We start from the raw sequence: 19,609 nt of genomic DNA on the forward strand, positions 1-19,609 counted from the left end.
TACCCGCCAGATTTGACGATGGCGGGTCAGTGCATCTTCAGTTACGCTGTTAGCTAACCTCTGCCGAAGTACAGAATATGAAGAGTGTGAATAAAGGAGAGAACATGCATAGCAGCGAATCCCACATCAGCCTCACCGTCACTCAGGCTCTGGATAAACTGGAAGCGCTGTATGATGATGCCGTCTCGGCGCTACGCGACGCCATCGGAGACTTTATCACCCACGGCACGCTACCCGATACCAACGCGCGTGCCGCCGGGCTGTTTTCCTACCCCGCCTTGCGCGTGAGCTGGAACGGTGAATCGACCGGACATCCTCGACATCGTGCCTATGGGCGTTTTACCCATCCCGGCAGTTATTCTACCACCGTCACCCGCCCCGCGTTTCTGCGCGCTTATCTCGCGGAACAGCTGGCGCTGCTTGAAGGAGACTATGACGTCAGCATTGAAGTCAGTCCATCACAGCAGGAGATCCCGTTCCCCTACGTGCTCGACGGTTCCGACCTGATTCTTGATCGTTCCATGAGCGCGGGCATCGCGAAACATTTTCCGACCACGGAGCTGTCACAGATTGGGGATGAAACGGCTGATGGCTTGTATCATGCCACCACCACGTCGCCATTATCGCATTTTGACGCACTGCGTACCGACTTCTCGCTTGCCCGGCTTCGTCACTATACCGGCACGCCAGTGGAACACATTCAGCCATTCATTCTCTTCACCAACTACACACGCTATGTTGATGAGTTTGTGCGCTGGGCCTGTGCGCAAATTGCCGATCCCGCTAGCCCCTATGAGGCACTGTCCTGCGCGGGCGGTATCTACATCACAGCCGAGACGCCCAATCCCGAGCAAACCGTATCCGATCTGGCATGGAAAAACCACCAGATGCCCGCCTATCATCTGATTCCCCGCCACGGGAAAGGTATTACGATGGTTAATATCGGTGTCGGGCCATCTAATGCGAAAACCATCTGCGATCATCTCGCGGTAATGCGCCCGCATGCCTGGTTGATGATCGGCCACTGTGGCGGTCTACGCGAAAGTCAGTCTATTGGCGATTACGTACTGGCACATGCTTATCTACGTGACGATCATGTACTGGACGCCGTTTTACCGCCGGATATCCCGATACCCAGTATCGCCGAGGTGCAGCGCGCATTGTATGATGCCACCAAGATGGTCAGCGGTATGCCGGGGGAAGAAGTGAAGCAACGCCTGCGTACCGGCACCGTGGTCACCACCGACGATCGCAACTGGGAGCTACGCTATGCCGCTTCCGCACTGCGGTTTAATCTCAGCCGCGCTGTCGCAGTCGATATGGAAAGCGCGACGATTGCCGCACAGGGTTATCGCTTCCGTGTGCCTTACGGTACGCTACTGTGTGTCTCGGATAAACCGTTGCACGGTGAGATCAAGCTGCCGGGACAGGCAAACCGTTTCTATGAAGGGGCGATTTCGGAGCATTTGCAGATTGGTATCTGCGCCATCGATCTACTGCGAGCGGAAAGCGACAAGCTGCACTCACGTAAACTACGCACCTTTAACGAGCCACCGTTCCGCTGATTACATGGCTTTTATTAGGACAGGCGGCCGCATTTGTGCGCTCGCCTGAGCTGGCATGGCTTAACTTGTTATGTTATAACAAACCAAATTCCATAACGGATAAACTCGATGAAAAAAGGTCTGTCAGTTCTATTTCTTTCCCTGGTTGCGGCACAAGCTTCTGCGTTTCAGGCCAAAATAGCCCAGTCTACGGAGAGTGGATTGAACAATATCGATGAACCTAAGCGCACCTTTTCTGGCTTTACGCCAATGGGGCTGGAAACTATTCACCCCGGCCAGTGTGATGCGACCTCCATTAACGGCTGTGGTTGCCCATTTTGTACCCAGTTGCGGCTTATTGGTCGCTGAGCGCGGCATATTTCTGATTCGTGCCGCAAGTAGATTTGTTAACGGTCTGATATTAATGCCAACAAGATAGATTACTTACGTGCCGCAATCATTTTCGGATTACGGTTAAAATAGCGCGTAAATGCCAGACTGAAATTGGCGGGATGCCGATAGCCGACTTGCCAGGCCGTCTGCGCCACCTGAAACCCTTGATCCAATAGCTGGTGCGCCCGTTCCATTCGCATTCGTAATAGCATTTGACCCGGCGTCGTTGCGAAACAGCGGTGAAACCCTAGTTTGAGTCGGGATTCACTCATCCCTGCCTGAGTCGCAATGCAGGCCAGCGTCAGCGGCTCAGCCAAATGTTCCCGCATCCAGCAACATATCCGCTCCAACTGCTGCCGCTCCTGTGGATAAACAGCATCACGCCTGTCTTTCGGTTGTAGAAGATGTCGATACTGTGACAGCAGGCTTAACGCATGGATGTGGCGATTCAGTTGATCGGTGTCACCGCACAACGCATTGACATGAACCTGACTAGCCGCAGATATCGATGTAAACGCGCGCTGTCGCACACCATCGTCACTGAACAGTTGTTCCGCACAGTCCGACCCCAAATAGCGCGCCGCCGCCGTTTTCCCTATCCGCAGCCGCAGTTGATCGACATGCTGCTGGGCCTGATAACGGCGTTCGCCCACGCTGGAGCCAAACGTCGTGATAGTGACATGTTGCTGACGAAACCAGATCTGTGAGCCACTGCTGTCACAATAGGTAGACTCCCCTGCCAGCGCAAACGTCATAACCAGCATTGGCTGTGAATGTGGATTTTGGGTTTCCTCCACCCATGCACGACGTGGCCGGTATTGCGAGCGCGCCAACGACAGATCGGCATCAATACGACTGAAATCCGACCAGCATTCTCCGATGCCATCTGGCAAAGTACGGCGTGAGCCTGAGATATCAGCCTCACTCGCACAGCACCGATCGCCTGCTGGTTTTTCACTTCGCCTGTGTCGCTGTCTTTGCATCATCTTCCCTCGCCGTTTCGCATATGAAAAACGCCGTCTCGCATAACAATGAACATAATAACCATTCTCATTTATAGATAGCATATTCCCTATCGACTGACCATCAATGAGAAAGATCGCTTATGAACCCACTAGAGACATTATGGCAGCTTGCCGCTAGCAGCGTGCAGGCCGACGCGTTACATCTTGCGCTGGAACAGCAGATTTTCGACCAGTTGGAGGACGCCACCACGCCGGAACAACTGGCGGAAGCGCTGGGGTGGCAGCCGGAGAAAACCGAATTTTTGCTTGAGATCCTGTGGAGTATGCAGCTTTTGACGCGCCATCATGGCGGTTATCGAATCGCCCCCGCCAGCGCAGCCGTGCTCTGTCGCCGCAGCCCGCGTTTTCTCGGTGACGCCTGGCGTTTTCGCCTCACCAGCCTGCGCCAGTTCGGTCAGGGACTCGGCGGCGGAATGCCCCAGCCACTGCCCACACAGTTGAGCGAATTACCGCGCGATGCGGCGTGGGCCAACGCGGCAGAACAGCAAATCGCGCAGGAGCAGCGCTCGGTAACCGCAGACCTTGCTGAGCAACTGATCTCCAGCCTGCCGGATTTCCCACAAATCAGGCATGTTCTCGATCTGGGCGGTGGCCCTGGCTGGGTGGCAATTACGCTGGCGCTGCGCCACGCGCAGATCTCCGGCACGGTCTATGACCTGCCGCAAACCGCTGCCGTGGCACAGCGTAATATCAACGATGCCGGGTTATCCTCACGGCTGTCAGCACAAAGCGGCGCGTTTCCCAGCGAAAAATACGATCTGATCTGGAGCTCCTCCTTCCTGCATTTTGTTGAGGATATTCCCACCATGCTGGCAACGCTTCACCACACACTCGCACCAGAGGGAACACTGGTCCTTGCACAGGCGGAAATTGCCGAAGAGGCCAACGATGCGGCTCCCGTTCTGCCGTTTTATCTACCGATGCAAATGAGTGGACGCCACGTCACACGAGAAGGACAGCTCACTCAGTGGTTACTGGCTGCTGGCTTTACCTCTGTCGAAACCCGACGTCATCAGGCTTTTCCCATGGCTCCGCTCAATGTCCTGATTGCCCGTAAACGTCGGTAACCACATCTGTTCAGCTGCGTTTGGAGTCGAAAAACTGACGATACCGTTGTGCATCATGTTGATGATTATCATATTTCTGCGTACCTAAGGTTGTCAGGCTGATGCAAAGCGCCTATAAATGACATTACAGGGCGTGACTGATTGAAAAAAGGCGAACCTGCCAGACGTGATGGAAACATCACGTCTGGCAGGTTTTTTTGTTTTCATCCCTAAGGAAAAACGCATGGATAAAAAAATCACTGCCAGCATGATATTACTGATGGCTGCCGCCAGCCACTCAGCACTGGCAAACGATCCGCAGGTTGCGTTAGATAGCGGCCATATCAGCGGCATCACGACACAAGGCGTCGACGCCTTTACAGGCATTCCCTTTGCTGCCCCTCCCATCGGCGAGCTGCGCTGGCAACCACCGCAGCCAGTACAAAGCTGGAACGGTATTCGTCCGGCAACGGCATACGGCAAGGATTGTATGCAGAACCCTTTTCCCGGCGATGCCGCGCCGCTCGGCGTAGGGTTTAGTGAGGATTGCCTGACTATCAACGTGTGGCGTCCAGCCAATGCCACAGGCCCGCTGCCTGTGATGGTATGGATCTATGGCGGCGGCTTCGTCAACGGCGGCGCGTCACCTGAGATTTACTCCGGGCAGGAGTTTGCCCGCCAGGGCGTCGTTTTCGTCAGCTTTAACTATCGCGTCGGCCGCTTTGGCTTTTTTGCTCATCCGGCGCTGGCCGACCAGCCGCTGCGTGGCAACTACGGTCTGATGGATCAAGTGGCGGCGCTGAAGTGGGTGCAGAAAAACATCGTCGTTTTTCAGGGCGACCCGCAAAACGTCACGCTGTTTGGTGAATCTGCCGGCGGTTTTGCCGTCGGCTCGCTGCTGACCAGCGAGCTCTCGCAGGGATTATTCCAGAAAGCGATTATTCAATCCGGCTCCGGCAGACAAAATATCGTGCCTAACCAAAGTTGGCAAAAAGCAGAACAGGCCGGTCTCGCCTTCGCCAGCGCAAATGGCATTAGCGGTCACGATGCGAAAGCCCTGACAGCGCTGCGGCAGATCCCTGCGGAAAAAGTGGTGAATGGCCTGAATATGGCCTCCATGAATACACCGGATTATTCTGGACCGATGCTTGATGGCAAAGCGATCGCCGCAGAACCGCAGGATAGCTATCGTCAGGGTAATTTCCAGCGAGTACCGTTGATGATTGGTGCCACGGATGCCGATATCAGCTTCCCGCCGAAGGTCACGACGTCAGACGATGCCGTTGCTGTCTTCCCTGCCAGCGATCGACAGCAGGCGCTTCAGGCTTACCACGGTATGTCACCGCAGGAGATAGCAAAGGCTGTTTCAAGCGATCGTTTCATGGTCGAACCGGCACGTTTTGTCGCACGTATTTGGGAAAAAGCTGCGCTGCCCATTTGGCAATTCCGCTTTGGCTATGTTGCCGACAGCATGCGCGCACAGTGGCCTGCTGCCGTTCACGCCAGTGAGATTCCGTATGTCTTTAACACGGTAGCCGCACGCTATGGCGAGAAAACCACGCCACAGGATCGCGCGGTGGCGCAGCAAATGAACCAATATTGGGTTAATTTCGCTCGTACCGGTAACCCTAATGCCACTGGCTTACCAGCCTGGAACGCCTATAGCAGCCAGAAAGACAACATTCTGTTTATCCCTGCCACAGGTGCGGAACATACCAGAGAGATGGTCGATCCGTGGCGGGCGCGTCTCGATTTGATCGAGAAACTGGCGGAAAGCGGAGCACCCTAGCAGATGTGAAACGCGGTAAGACATAGGCAAAAAGCCAGTCAGTGTGTGCTGACTGGCAAACAAATCTCTTATGACAATATCTATTTATTATACTTCGCTATTCTCTTTATATCCCTGACATGCTGGCAGCCATAACGTTTATATATTAGAAACTCGTCCAATCTGACGCCCCTGAAGCCGATGCACTGGCAGAGGCTGGAAGCCTGGCAATCGGGAGCGCCTGCGTTGCTGGCTTCGGTGTGGATAGTCCATAACTCGCGATTTTGAACACCGAGACCTCTCTGACAAGCTGATCCGCTTGTTCCTTGAGACTTTGTGCTGCTGCCGCGGACTCTTCCACCAACGCGGCATTCTGCTGCGTAGTCTGATCCATTTGGCTAACCGCAATGCCGACCTGTTCGACTCCCGTCGACTGTTCGGCACTGGCGGAGCTAATCTCTGATACGGTATCGCTCAGTTGGCGGATAGACACCACAACCTGCTGCATTGTTTCCCCCGCTTTATTCACCAGCACAGAACCACGCTCGACGCGCTCAACGCTCGCAGTAATCAGATTTTTAATTTCTTTAGCGGCTTCTGCGCTACGCTGCGCCAGATTGCGCACTTCACCCGCAACAACGGCAAATCCTCGCCCCTGCTCGCCCGCTCGTGCCGCTTCAACGGCGGCGTTAAGCGCCAAAATATTCGTCTGGAACGCAATGCTATCGATGACATTAATGATATCGACAATACTGCGCGAGCTCTCATTAATGGACTTCATCGTATCCACGACGTCATTGACAACCTCCCCTCCCTGAAGCGCGACGGTGCTCGCATTTTGGGCCAGCGCATTAGCCTGACGGGCATTGTCGGCATTGTTTTTTACCGTCATGCCTAATTGCGTCATGGTCGAAGACGTTTCTTCCAGCGCACTCGCCTGCTCTTCAGTCCGTGATGACAAATCGGCATTACCTTGAGCAATCTGCATACTGGCCGTAGCAACGCTCTCCGCATTGTTTCTGACGCCAACAACCATTTGCGTCAGCGCCGCTTGCATTTCCTGCATAGCCTCTAGCAGCAAACCTGTCTCATCGCGGTTATTGACCACAATAGAACCACTCAAGTCACCCACACTGATGCGCTTCGCAGAAGAAAGCGCAACAGAGAGCGGAACGGTGACACTTCGGGTTAATAACCAGGCGATAAAGCAGCCTAAAACAGCAGAGAAGACCGATAGCACTGCCATCCACAACAGCGCATTATTGATATATTCTTTCGTCACCTGTTTGGCATGGTCAACGAACGACACCTGTAACTCCGTTAACTCACGGAGCTTGGTAAAATAAAGCGACTGGATAGTAGCGATATCGCCAAACACTAATTCAGTAGCCAACGTATCCTGATCTTCCATCGCATAATCAATGGCTTTATTAATACTCAGGCTATACTGTTTTCTGATATCGATAAGTTGATTAAATAACTCCCGCCCTTTTTGCGAGTTGATACCGCTATCGAGATTTTTATATATTTCACTTGCCGAGTTGGTCGTTTTTACTATGATAACCTTGAGTTCCTGCTTTTCCTGTTGTTGATCTGCTGGAAGGAGGATAATGTCGCGTAAAGTACGAATGTTAGTATTTAATATATCTTGAATATCACGCAGCATGTCGACTTTTATCATTCGATCCTCGGTGATTTCATCAACCTCGGCACCAATGTTTTTCATGAAATAATAGCCCACAGATGACAAAACAAGCGTCAGCATGATTAACAAACCAAAGCCCAGAGAAAGCCGCTTCCCAATTTTTATATTTTTAAATAAATCCATGTCAGCACCAGAACTTTACATTTTTGCAAAATATTTTCCCTATGGCGATTGATAAACATATTACCGATGACTGGTCTAAATAAAATACGACAAACGGTAAAGTGAATCGTTATCACAACAGGGTCCCTGGCCCTTCTAAATTTCTTATTTTCTGATGTAAACAGCAGAGTACACTCTAAATAATTCGAGTTTCAGGCAGGCGGCAAGCGAAGGAGTCCCGATGAGCTTACTTAAGTAAGTGATTCAGATGACTGAACGCTGTCAACGCACATGCAACTTGAAGTATGACGAGTATAGAGGCATAAGAAACTCATTTAGCCATATATAGTTTTAAAATAATAAGTATGTAGACGACATTTACTTACTGAAATTGTTTACTTGGTAAATTAATTCAAGCCCCTTTTTATTCCATCCTAAGAATCACAGGTACACGCGACTAGTTGGAAACAAACCATTTATAAAAACGGCTCCGTTTTCATTTTCGGCCTTACCCTACTGGCATACGTTGCGCTTAATTAATGTTATGTACTGATAAAAAGAACATAAAGGTTCCGTAGTCTACGTTCTATAACTTTACACTATCATAAATAGAATATCGATCGAAAATAACGATCATTAAACCGTTCAATCCCCTGTATTCGATCGATTTTTTCTATCAGAAAAGAAGTTCCGGTTTTCATTCATTAAATTGAACTTATACATTAGAAGGCTAATAGTTTACGAAGCATCATAATAACACCCACACCACGACGTTGTGAGCCGTTCGATATAGCGTAACATAGATGAACTAATTAGATTTTAAGCATGAAAGTAGACCACTTGTGCCTGGCAATATAAAAAAACCAGTCAGTGAAAGCTGACTGGTTTTCGGTGTGGCCATAATCGCGTTCTACGTGTTTCCGTCTTGTTTTTCACTCTACTGCATATTCCTTCATTTTATTTTCGTCAGGCATTGTGCCACTAAGTTTCTTAAGTACCTCTTTTGCCTCTTTCAGCACACAGGCACATTGCTCGTGCGTGATGGTAAGCGGTGGCTCGATCCTAACCGATTTAGCATTGTTCAACGTACCGGCGACCAATATATTGCGCTGAAACAACTCTTTCGCGAAGGCGTAGCCGATCTCGTTTTTTCTGAACTCGATAGCCTGTAGCAACCCCATTCCGCGCGCCTCGATAATCAGTTGAGGATACTCAGTCGCCAACTGCCGTAAGCCCTGTAACAAAAATTCTCCCTGCATTGCCGCCTGTTCTGCCAGATTTTTCGTCAGCAGTTCATTGACAGTTGCCAGCGCCGCCGCGCAGGCCAACGGGTTGCCGCCGAACGTGGTGGTATGCAGGAATGGATTTTCAAACAGTACGGAGAATACGGCTTCCGTCGCCACCGTTGCACCAATCGGCATTACTCCGCCCCCCAGCGCCTTCGCCAGACACAGAATGTCAGGCTGCACGCCATAATGCTCACAGGCGAACATCTTACCCGTGCGCCCCATCCCGGTTTGCACTTCATCCAAAATCAGCAGCGCTCCAACCTCATCGCATAATGCTCTGACCGCAGGCAAGTAATTCTCCGGTGGCACAATCACGCCACCTTCCCCCTGAATGGGCTCAAGGATGATGGCGGCAACGTCATCGCCGGTCTTCTGGCATTGCTGGACCTGCTTGCGCATGGCGCTAATATCGCCAAAAGCAACATGATGGAAGCCGGGTAACAGCGGCATGAAAGGTCGACGAAACGCGGGTTTGGCGGTGGCGGAAAGCGCACCGAGCGATTTCCCGTGGAAGGCACCGGTTGCGGCGATAAACGTATATTTACCACGCGGTGATTGGTAGGCCTTCGCCAGCTTCAGGGCTGCTTCCACCGATTCCGTTCCACTATTACAGAAGAAGCTGTATTTCAAATTGCCCGGCGTCAGCGCCGCCAGCGTTTTTGCCAACAGCCCTCGCAGCGGGTCGAGTAGTTCCTGGCTATGCAGCGGTTGTCTGGCAAGCTGACTCTCAACGGCGGCAATCACATTAGGGTTACGGTGCCCCACGTTAAAAATGCCGTAACCGCCCAGACAGTCCAGATATTCATTCCCTTGGGTATCAATCAACGTATTCGGGCCGCTGGCGCGCCATTCGACTGCGCCATAATCGCCGCCGGTAGTGACAGATTTTCGGTACTCCAGAAAACCTGGATTGACGTATTCACGAAAACAACTCAAAACTTCGCGATTCAGTGCCGCTATGTCATCGTGGGATAGCGTATCACTATGAATCCAATGCAGTGCCTGCTGAGTACACTCTAGCGGGTTAAGGTGGGCGTTTGATCTGGACAAAATGCGCTCCTTGAAAACGGACATCACGCGATGCCAATTTAATTAATGCACATAACACGCCAGTCGCCCGTCTTAAATCAGAATAAAATACAAAAACGCGATCTAAACCAAAAATTCAGCAGATGATTTGAACTAAATACGGATATTTAAAATTAATAACCACATGAAAGGGGAAATACCAGTGTGAAGGCAATTAAAATATCTTGCGCTGCCCCGTTTTTGCCCTGCGCGCCCTCTTTTGGGGCGCGCCTGTGTTGGACAAACTCGCTACCTCATTCCCCTGATTGTTCTTTCAGGAAAAGCAGCCCCGACGGCGTGAATAACCTCAGTGCCGAATCATGATATGACGCACGATGGTGTAATCTTCCAGTCCGTACATCGACATATCTTTGCCGTAGCCAGACAACTTCTGTCCGCCGTGGGGCATTTCGCTCACCAACATAAAGTGAGTATTCACCCAGGTGCAGCCGTACTGAAGACATGCGGCCAGACGGTGTGCTCGCCCGATATCGCGCGTCCAGACCGACGAAGCCAGCCCGTAATGCGAGGCATTCGCCCAGCCAATCACCTGCGCCTCATCGTCAAACGGCGTAATAGAAATGACGGGACCAAACACCTCTTTCTGGACGATTTCATCTTCCTGCTTTGCGCCTGCCAACACCGTAGGCTGGAAATAGAATCCCTGCCCTTTCACCCGCTCGCCACCCGTCACCACCGTGATGTGCGGCAGCGCTTTTGCTCGTTCGACAAAACCAATCACACGTTCAAGCTGCGGCTCAGTAATCAACGGCCCCAGCTCGGTCGTTTCATCGTGCGGATCGCCTATTTTCAGCGTTGCCACCGCTTTTCCTAATGCTTCCACGACCTCATCGTAAATCGCACGCTGTACATACAGTCGACAGGCAGCAGTACAGTCTTGCCCCGCGTTGTAGAAACCGAAACTGCGAATGCCATCAACCACCTGATCGATATCGGCATCATCGAACACAATCACTGGCGCTTTGCCGCCCAACTCCATATGCGTGCGCTTTACGCTAGCAGCAGTATGGGCAAGAATATGCGCTCCGGTCGCAATCGAACCGGTTAGCGACACCATATTGACTTTCTCATGCCCTGTCAGCGCATCACCGATATCTGCACCACGACCAAACAGGATATTCACCACGCCAGCAGGAAGTATCTCCGCCAGCAGGTGCGCCAGATAGAATGTCGTCAGCGGGGTTTGCTCCGCCGGTTTCAGCACCACGCAGTTTCCTGCCGCCAGCGCGGGTGCCAGCTTCCACGATGCCATCATCAGCGGGTAATTCCATGGGGCAATGGACGCTACCACACCAACCGGATCGCGCCGTATCATCGAGGTGTGTCCTTCCAGATATTCTCCCGCGGCTGAACCGCTCAAGCAACGTGCCGCCCCGGCAAAAAAACGAAAGACATCGGCCACCGCGGGGACTTCATCATTTAGCGCGGCATGGTAAGGTTTACCGCAGTTCAATGACTCCAGCTCGGCGAACGTCTCAGCGTTTTCCTCAATGGCATCGGCAATCCGTAGCAACAGCGTGGCGCGTGTTTTCGGCGTGGTTTGTCCCCAGTGTGCAAAGGCGGACTCCGCAGCCAGAACGGCTGCATCAACCTGGTGCAGATCGGCCTGCGCAATGGTAGCAATTTGCTCTCCCGTTGCGGGGTTGAATACCGCCAATGCCTCGCCCTTTCCTGCAACCAGCTTGCCTTCTATCAGTAATTTGTCATGCATACATTTTCCTTACAGAGAGAAAACGATCGTGTTTTTCATCACTATCTGCAAAATGTCTGTGCAAAAAACCTGCCACGTTATGTTTGAGCGTCAATCCGTTCTGCAACAGGCGGCATCAGACTAAGGCGTGTTACCCGACGCTTGCTTCGTCTGCGTCGCGGCCTGTCGTGCTTCCTCCGCCAGCGCCTCAATCTCTTCTTTCGTCAGTTGACCTGACGCCTCATGCACCTTTGCCAGCCCTTCGCTGACCGTCACGTCTTTGGGATCGTCCTTTGTCGTCATTGTCATTCCTCTTAATCAAATGATACGTCAACAAAGGTAAGTGTAGTCGACAGCTAAAATCCGCCAATCTGAAGAAGATTTAACTCTGCTTTCCCGTTCGTCATATGTGATAATAATTATCAATTACATCATATTTATTATTCAGGGCCTTACCCCGCCAGCGGACAATCACGATAGATAGCACCGTGATAAGGGAAAGGAGTTCTGTTGCCGCAGAGTCGGCGGGAAGGTCACCTGACGGGACGTTGGCATGTCAGAGTCTGAACTCAGAATGCTGTTCAACCACTATGCAGAACGGTTAGAACGCTATCTCAATCATAAACTGCGCGACCCTCAGGCAGCGGCAGATCTGGTGCAAGAGAGTTTTTTACGGTTGGCACAACGACTGGAACAGCAAGATGATGTAGACGACAAGAAAGCATATCTCTATAAAACAGCCAATAATTTGCTGCTTGACCATGTCCGCCACCAGCAGCGTTGGCAGATGGCAACGGGTGTTGACGACGTGGATACGACGCTGGACTCTCTGCCTGATGCCGCTCCCCAACTCGATCGGACAGCGATCGCCCAACAGGAGTTGGAACGTCTGGCAAACGTACTGTTGACTCTGCCTGAGCGTACACAGCAGATATTTCATTTACACCGGTTTGAACACATGACACAGGCGCAGATTGCCCAGCAGTTGGACATATCCCTCAGCACCGTTGAAAAGCATCTTGCTATGACACTGCATGCCATGCTGACGATCCGCTCCTCGTGAAAATCGCCGCCAATAATGAAATAATCACAAATTATTTACGGGTTTATTGCCGTCAGACGTCTACATATTTAGAGACCCTACACACTCCAGGCCTATCAACATGAACGATTATCCCCCTGAAATCCATCAGCAGGCAGCACGATGGGCTATACGTTTAGCCGAAGCGCCGCTGGACGATGAACAGGAACTGGCATTTCAGCATTGGCTGGCGCAGGACTCACGCCATCGCCATGCTTTGGAACAGGCAGGGATGCTCTGGCACGAGTTAGGGTCGCTCAGCGCCGAGCAAAAAAAGGTGCTGCAACCACAGCCGTTAGTCAAATTGCCTACCAGACGCCCCCACCGTGCGACACAGTGGAAAATCGCGGCCTTATTGCTGCTGGGTTTCAGTCTCGGCACAACGTGGATTTCCGACGGTATTATAACGCTGCGCTCGGATTATCATGCCGATCATCAGGTCAAACAGGTTACGCTACCGGACGGCAGCCAGGTCGATATGGATGCGGGTAGCGCTATTGCTCTTGCTTACACGCCGCAAGAACGGCGCGTCACATTGCTGCAAGGCTCGGCCTGGTTCACCGTTGCCCCGACGAATGCACAGGAAAAACGCCCTTTCCTGGTCGATGCGGCGTCAGGAACAACACAGGCACTCGGTACGCAATTCATTGTGCAGAATACATCGCAGATCACGACGGTCGGCGTGGTGGAGCACAGCGTTCAGGTCACGGCAAATGGACAAACACTACGGCTTGATGAGGAGCAAGCAGCACGTTATACCGAACAAGGCCTGACGCGTCTGCCTGGGTGGAATAGTCGCGAACGTGGCGATTGGCGGCGTGGCTTGCTGATATTTGATCAACAGCCTCTCGCTATCGTGATCGCACGTATCAACCAGTACCGTGCTGGTACGATCGTCATCCCAAGTTCAGCACTGCGCCAACGTCAGGTTAGCGGCATTTTTTCTCTGAACGAACTGGATAACGCGCTGCAAACCATGACCGCTGAACTGGGTGCCAAAACCGTTGCTCTGCCCGGTGTCACCATTCTGTACTGATTCTCCTCCCCCGGTTTCCTTTCTCTGCCGCTCCTGCAACGCCGTTCGGGAGCGGTGAGCGTTCATTAAGAACCACGGCGTTTACAATGCCGCAACTCACCGGTGAAAAAATTTTAAATATTTTTTTACGGGTTCTGCTTTCTCAACCGTCTTCATATTTAGGTAATGATTTTTATTATCATTTTCATTAAGAGCAAAGAGATTAATCATCCCTTTGTTTGTTAATGCTTATTAGTCATTTAACTGACGGTAGACCAGGCGAAAATGTTTAAAAAAACACCACAGCAAAATGTCCGTTTGTTACAACTTAGTCCTCTTTCTCTTGCCGTCGGCATTGCACTCTCACTGCTTAGTTCGTACCACTATGCACAAGCAGAAACACAGGCCGCCAACATTCAGGAAGCCGCTCGTCAAAGCGTTACCTTTTCCATTAATCCACAACCCTTGAGTAGCGCATTGCTCCGCTTCGCCGAGCAGGCCGGGCTACAGGTGTTCTTTGCTGACGTCAAACTCGAAAATATGCAGGCCGCCGCGCTTCAAGGCCGCTTCACGCCCGAGCAAGGGCTACGCCAGTTGATTGGCACCAACCCGGTTGATTTTCAGATCGACAACAACGGCGTGATTACCCTGCGACCTCGTTCAGTCAATGTCGATACGGCAAAAATAGACGATGTGATGACGGTACGCGCTTTTACGGTTGCCAATCCGGGCGACTGGATCTACGAGCAACCCCGCGCCATCAGCGTGATTTCACGTGAACAGATGGATCAGCGTCCTGCACGCCACGCTGCCGATATGTTGGAACAATCTGCTGGTGTGTACTCCAGCGTCAGCCAGCAAGACCCTTCATTGTCGGTAAACATTCGCGGGATACAGGACTTTGGTCGCGTGAATATGAACATTGACGGCGTACGGCAAAATTTTCAAAAAACCGGTTACGGCCAGCGTAACGGGCAGATGTATATCGACTCGGAATTGCTCACCGGCGCAACCATTGAAAAAGGCGCGACAAATGTGATGGGCAGCGCAGGAACCTTGGGCGGCGTCGCCACCTTTAATACCGCCAGCGCCCACGATTTTCTAGCACCGGGTAAAGAACTCGGCGGAAAACTGCACGCCAGCACGGGCGACAACGGGACACATTTCATTGGCAGCGGCATCCTCGCGCTGGGCAATGAAAGCGGCGATATTCTGGTGGGTGCCAGCGAACGTCATCTCGGCGACTACTGGCCGGGTAACGACGGCAACCTCGGTAATATCCGTATCCCCGGCAATTCAAATAATTACGAAGAGTGGGCCAATAACTTAAAGCATCAAAAAGTGACCAGCGCAGCTTATACCATGCGCTCGCGGCTGGCGAAAATCGGCTGGAATCTGCCAGCTAATCAGCGCTTCCAGCTCAGCTATATGCAAACGCAAACCTCTTCTGAAAACGCAGGGACGCTATCCAATCTATCCAATACCGATCTGGGATGGCGAGCCAGCGGGCAAAGCAATATTATGGCGCGCAGTACCGCGCTCGATTACAGCCTGAAACCGGACAACCAGCGCTGGCTGGATTTGAAGACCAAAATTTACTACGCCGATACCAATAACGACACCGATAACTATGCCCTCTCCAATACCAGCGCCTATCACGAACGCACGCGATTGCGTACCTACGGCGCGCAGGCGCAAAACACCTCGACGCTGTTACAACGGGGCGCACACGAGCTAAAAGCCGATTACGGGTTAGATTTTTATTATGACAAAATCACGACGGACAGCACCAACAGTACGGCCAGTAACGCCACCCCGGAAGGGAACCGCGCGATGGCCAGCCTGTTCGCGAATCTGAATTACGCCTACGACGAGTGGGTAACGCTGCAAGGTGGCCTGCGTTACGATCGTTATCGGTTACGCGGCACCACCAGCATCAGCTATCGGGACATTCCCTATACCATCACGGACCCCTGTAGGCAAAGGTCGATCGCACTCTGCCCGCCGTTTGTGACCACCACGCAGGATTGGAATGTCGATGACGAGCAAGGCAAGCTATCCCCTACGCTATTTGCTGGTGTCCGACCCGGCGTTGAATGGCTACAGCTGTTCACCAGCTATGGCCTGTCCTGGCGGCCGCCGTCAGTCAGTGAAACCTTTGCCAACGGCACCTACAGCGCAGGTAACTATTACCTGTATCCAAATCCTAATCTCAAACCGGAGCGTTCACGCGCCTGGGAGGTCGGGTTCAATATACAGAAACCCGAATTGTTTATGGATGGCGACAGGCTGGTCACCAAAGTGTCCTACTTCGACACCCGGATAAACGACTACATCAGCCTGAACGGTGCGCGTAATAAGCCGGGCTATAACGGCTATTCGCTCAGCAATTCCGTGTTCCAGAACAATCTAGTGAAAAGCCGTTTCCGCGGGATGGAATATCAACTTAATTACGACGCGGGCTTTCTGTACGTCGATGCGACCTACACCCATATGATCGGCAATAACGATTTCTGTGCGCCAGTGGCCTGGATGGGCGGCGTCACGACCGTTGGTGGCTCCAGAAATAACTATTACTCCACGCCTGTCGATACCACGGCCAGTGACTTCTCTTGCCAGAAAACGCTGCTATTCAGCAACGCCGCCTATCTTCCCGGCGACCGTGGCTCCGTCACGCTGGGGACGCGGGTTTTCGATCGCAAGTTGGATATGGGCGTCACGATGCGCTTTGCTCCCGGCTATCAGGATACCGCCGCACCGGCCAACTCCGCCTATTTAGCCGACTGGCCCAAATATGAAGTTTACGATCTGTACGCCAGCTATCGTCTGACCGACAGCCTGACGGTACGCGGTTCCGTCGAGAATATCGCTAACCGTACTTACATCGTGAGTTATGGCGAATCACTGGGTTACACGCCAAGCCGGGGAAGAACGGTGCAGGCTGGCGTGGAGTATCGATTCTAATTTCTCTGTTTCCCAATGCGGGAGGCAGGAAAACAAAGGGGATGGGATGGCTCATCCTCTTTCACGACAGACACGGATGACCGTGCCTGTAGATCGTTAGTTAATGAGGAATCTATTATGAGTTTTGCAATTACCTACGATGCCTACTATGCCAATTACAGCATTGCCAGCTACCTGACTGAATGGTCTGCAGCCTTTGGCGACGTTAATCATACCGCGGGTAATACACAAGTCGGTGGCAATAATACCGGGGGCTTTTACGGCGGCGACACCTTTATAGACGGTACTCAATATGCGATCACGAGTACGCAGAATGACTTTTCTGCACTTATTGCCGGCGGCGATCTGACCTACAGCCTCTTCTCTCCTCCTGCTCATACGCTGTGGGGTCAGTTAGACACGCTGTCCTTCGGGAACGTTCTGCAAGGTGGCACCACCGCGGGCACCACCTATTCTCTTGCTGAGCCAGAAGTCACCTTCAGCGGGCTGGGTCTCTCCACGGATATTGCCAACCAGAATGTTGACGATCGCGGCGTGGTACATGACGTGATTTATGGCCTGATGAGCGGACAGGTTCAGCCGCTGCTGACTGCACTGACGAATGCGGGTATCGATATTAACGCGAGCCTGGATAGCCTGAGCTTCGCCACCGCGACCTCCGATGCCGCGCTTTCTGCCGATACCGTGGTTGACGTCGTTGGCGTCGCCGAAACGGCCGATCTGCTCGCGGCATAAGAAAACGGCTAAAAGATGACGCTTTTAGCCGTTTGAGTGAACACCGTCGCGGTACGGAGAGAGTATGTACCCTAAATAATGCGCGTTGCAGGGACGCAGCGTGAATTATGGAAGGTACGGCACCGCGGCGGCTTATTGAGTGTAATAACCGTTGGCAAACCGCGTCAATAGCGATACGGCTAACCGCTTTCCCCTCTGCCACGCTGTAGGCACACCACAGTGAGAACTATGGCGATTTTATTGAAGAAGGAATACCCCATGCCCGCACTCCATCCGGCGCCATCAGGCCGGGAGATCATTGACGCGCTGGCCGCCTATCGTCGGGGGTTCTGGGGTATTGGCCTGTTTAGCGCCGTCATCAACCTGCTGATGCTGGCACCAGCAATTTATATGCTCCAAGTCTATGACCGCGTCCTGCCTTCCAGCAGCACCATGACGCTGGCGATGCTGACGATCATGATGCTGGGCCTGTTTTTATTGATGGGATTACTGGAATGGATACGCAGCGCCGTGGTGATCCGACTCGGTACACAGATGGATATGCGGCTGAATCAGCGTATCTATAACGCCGCATTCGAAAGTAATCTCAGGAACGGCACGGCGGGAGCCGGGCAAGCCTTAAACGATCTGACCGCCCTGCGCCAGTTCGCCACCGGAAATGCGCTGTTTGCCTTCTTTGATGCGCCGTGGTTTCCGGTTTATCTGCTGGTGATTTTCTTGCTTCATCCCTGGCTGGGCGTAATGGCGCTGGCGGGGGCGATCATACTGATTGTGCTGGCCTGGCTGAATCAAAAACTGACGCGCGAACCTTTGGCCTTAGCGGCACAAAACACCGTTCAGGCGACACAGCAGGCTAACGCTAACCTGCGCAACGCCGATGCGATTGAAGCCATGGGAATGCTGCCCGCCATGCGTGAACGTTGGCTGACGCAGCATAACGCTTTTCTCTATTATCAGAACGTTGCCAGCGAAAAAAGCGCCAACATTACCTCGCTGACGAAAAGCACCCGGCTGGCACTTCAGTCGCTGATGCTGGGTCTGGGCGCACTGCTGGCCGTCAACGGCGATATCACGCCGGGTATGATGATCGCAGGTTCCATTCTGGTAAGCCGCGTTCTCAGCCCAATCGATCAAATCATTGGCGTCTGGAAACAGTGGATGCAAGCACGTCTCGCCTGGCAACGTGTCAACATCTTGCTCGATAATCACCCAGCACGACCTGTTGGCATGGCGCTTCCTGCTCCAGCAGGGAGACTCCAGGTCGAACAACTCAGCGCCAACGCCCCCAACTCCCGAACGCCCCTACTCGCCAATATTACGTTTGAACTGGCCCCCGGCGATGTGCTCGGCGTCTTAGGCCCCTCCGGTTCAGGTAAATCCACCCTCGCCCGCCTGCTGGTTGCGGCCATGCCCGCCCTCGGCGGCAAAGTCAGGCTAGATGGCGCAGACATGCACCAATGGGACAAAGGCGAACTAGGTCGGTTCATCGGCTATCTGCCGCAGGATGTGCAGCTTTTTAACGGAACGATTGCCGAAAACATTGCGCGCTTCACTCAGCCGGATGCAGAAAAGATCGTTGCCGCCGCCATCACGGCAGGCGTTCACGAGATGATTCTACGGTTGCCGCAGGGCTACGATACGCAGTTGGGTGAAGGCGGTGCCGGACTATCCGGCGGTCAAAAGCAGCGTGTCGCTCTCGCCAGAGCCATTTACAACCAGCCACGCCTGATTGTGATGGATGAACCGAATGCCAGCTTGGATGACGATGGCGAGAAAGCCTTATTGACCGCCATTGCCGCCCAACAGGAAAACCAAAGCACGCAGATATTAATCACCCATAAACCCGCGCTACTGTCCTGCTCCAATAAGCTATTAGTCCTGCGCGCTGGGCAGATCCAGTATTTCGGCACAACCGAGCAGGTACTGAAAGAACTACAGCGCGCTAAGCCCGCTAATACATCTGTTACCAAATCCGCCAGCGCCCAATCCACGCCAGCTAAGACAGGCAACGCCGCAAATGCCTTTACCCCAAAAGAACCCGGCTCTGCCGGGCTGAGCATGGTATACAGCGCGCCGACGCCACGCCGTGCCGCTCCGGATAAATGAGGCTTAGCGCATTGATAACGAACGCCTGCCGTCAGAAAAGCATCATGGAAAGAAGAG

At 52.7% G+C, this 19,609-nt stretch carries 14 protein-coding genes; 9 read left to right on the forward strand and 5 right to left on the reverse strand.

The window, feature by feature from the left end:
• Window positions 1-104 precede the first annotated feature (104 nt).
• Both A6301_RS07305 and A6301_RS07310 read left to right on the forward strand, forming a co-directional pair.
• Window positions 105-1,565 carry an AMP nucleosidase gene (locus A6301_RS07305; RefSeq protein ID WP_107170289.1) on the forward strand — a complete coding sequence of 487 codons (1,461 nt, stop codon included), beginning with the start codon at window positions 105-107 and terminating at the stop codon, window positions 1,563-1,565.
• Window positions 1,566-1,673: 108 nt separating this feature from the next.
• On the forward strand, window positions 1,674-1,913 hold the full coding sequence (locus A6301_RS07310) for a hypothetical protein (RefSeq protein ID WP_107170290.1): 240 nt from the start codon (window positions 1,674-1,676) through the stop codon (window positions 1,911-1,913).
• Window positions 1,914-1,984: 71 nt separating this feature from the next.
• Here the strand turns inward: A6301_RS07310 and A6301_RS07315 are convergent, their stop codons facing one another.
• Window positions 1,985-2,923, reverse strand: a complete 939-nt coding sequence (locus tag A6301_RS07315) for an AraC family transcriptional regulator (RefSeq protein WP_234257451.1) — start codon at window positions 2,921-2,923, stop codon at window positions 1,985-1,987.
• A 119-nt stretch (window positions 2,924-3,042) separates the two neighbouring features.
• Here A6301_RS07315 and A6301_RS07320 point away from each other — a divergent pair, with 119 nt between their 5' ends.
• Both A6301_RS07320 and A6301_RS07325 read left to right on the forward strand, forming a co-directional pair.
• Window positions 3,043-4,029: a class I SAM-dependent methyltransferase gene (locus A6301_RS07320; RefSeq protein ID WP_107170291.1), complete on the forward strand. Its 987-nt coding sequence runs from the start codon at window positions 3,043-3,045 to the stop codon at window positions 4,027-4,029.
• Between the two features lie 223 nt (window positions 4,030-4,252).
• On the forward strand, window positions 4,253-5,797 hold the full coding sequence (locus tag A6301_RS07325) for a carboxylesterase/lipase family protein (protein ID WP_234257452.1): 1,545 nt from the start codon (window positions 4,253-4,255) through the stop codon (window positions 5,795-5,797).
• 145 nt (window positions 5,798-5,942) lie between these two features.
• Here A6301_RS07325 and A6301_RS07330 read toward each other — a convergent pair whose 3' ends face one another.
• From A6301_RS07330 to A6301_RS07345, 4 genes are all read right to left on the reverse strand, one after another.
• Window positions 5,943-7,604, reverse strand: a complete 1,662-nt coding sequence (locus tag A6301_RS07330) for a methyl-accepting chemotaxis protein (RefSeq protein ID WP_234257453.1) — start codon at window positions 7,602-7,604, stop codon at window positions 5,943-5,945.
• A 911-nt stretch (window positions 7,605-8,515) separates the two neighbouring features.
• Window positions 8,516-9,922: a putrescine aminotransferase gene (gene ygjG, locus A6301_RS07335; RefSeq protein ID WP_205541859.1), complete on the reverse strand. Its 1,407-nt coding sequence runs from the start codon at window positions 9,920-9,922 to the stop codon at window positions 8,516-8,518.
• 325 nt (window positions 9,923-10,247) lie between these two features.
• Window positions 10,248-11,672 carry an aminobutyraldehyde dehydrogenase gene (gene patD, locus A6301_RS07340; RefSeq protein ID WP_107170295.1) on the reverse strand — a complete coding sequence of 475 codons (1,425 nt, stop codon included), beginning with the start codon at window positions 11,670-11,672 and terminating at the stop codon, window positions 10,248-10,250.
• Window positions 11,673-11,792: 120 nt separating this feature from the next.
• Window positions 11,793-11,954: a hypothetical protein gene (locus A6301_RS07345; protein WP_205541856.1), complete on the reverse strand. Its 162-nt coding sequence runs from the start codon at window positions 11,952-11,954 to the stop codon at window positions 11,793-11,795.
• A 250-nt stretch (window positions 11,955-12,204) separates the two neighbouring features.
• Here A6301_RS07345 and A6301_RS07350 point away from each other — a divergent pair, with 250 nt between their 5' ends.
• The 5 genes from A6301_RS07350 to A6301_RS07370 all read left to right on the forward strand — a co-directional run bounded on the left by A6301_RS07350 (window position 12,205) and on the right by A6301_RS07370 (window position 19,552).
• Window positions 12,205-12,714 carry an RNA polymerase sigma factor gene (locus A6301_RS07350; protein WP_205541854.1) on the forward strand — a complete coding sequence of 170 codons (510 nt, stop codon included), beginning with the start codon at window positions 12,205-12,207 and terminating at the stop codon, window positions 12,712-12,714.
• A gap of 100 nt (window positions 12,715-12,814) precedes the next feature.
• Complete coding sequence (locus tag A6301_RS07355; RefSeq protein ID WP_234257454.1) at window positions 12,815-13,768, forward strand: FecR family protein; 954 nt, start codon at window positions 12,815-12,817, stop codon at window positions 13,766-13,768.
• Between the two features lie 264 nt (window positions 13,769-14,032).
• Window positions 14,033-16,711 carry a TonB-dependent receptor gene (locus tag A6301_RS07360; RefSeq protein WP_234257455.1) on the forward strand — a complete coding sequence of 893 codons (2,679 nt, stop codon included), beginning with the start codon at window positions 14,033-14,035 and terminating at the stop codon, window positions 16,709-16,711.
• A gap of 117 nt (window positions 16,712-16,828) precedes the next feature.
• Window positions 16,829-17,446, forward strand: a complete 618-nt coding sequence (locus A6301_RS07365) for a heme acquisition protein HasA (protein WP_107170299.1) — start codon at window positions 16,829-16,831, stop codon at window positions 17,444-17,446.
• A 258-nt stretch (window positions 17,447-17,704) separates the two neighbouring features.
• Window positions 17,705-19,552 carry a type I secretion system permease/ATPase gene (locus tag A6301_RS07370; RefSeq protein ID WP_234257456.1) on the forward strand — a complete coding sequence of 616 codons (1,848 nt, stop codon included), beginning with the start codon at window positions 17,705-17,707 and terminating at the stop codon, window positions 19,550-19,552.
• Window positions 19,553-19,609 lie beyond the last annotated feature (57 nt).

The sequence above is a fragment of the Pectobacterium sp. IFB5596 genome, assembly GCF_021432585.1.
In the GTDB taxonomy this organism is placed as follows: Bacteria; Pseudomonadota; Gammaproteobacteria; order Enterobacterales; family Enterobacteriaceae; genus Pectobacterium; species Pectobacterium punjabense.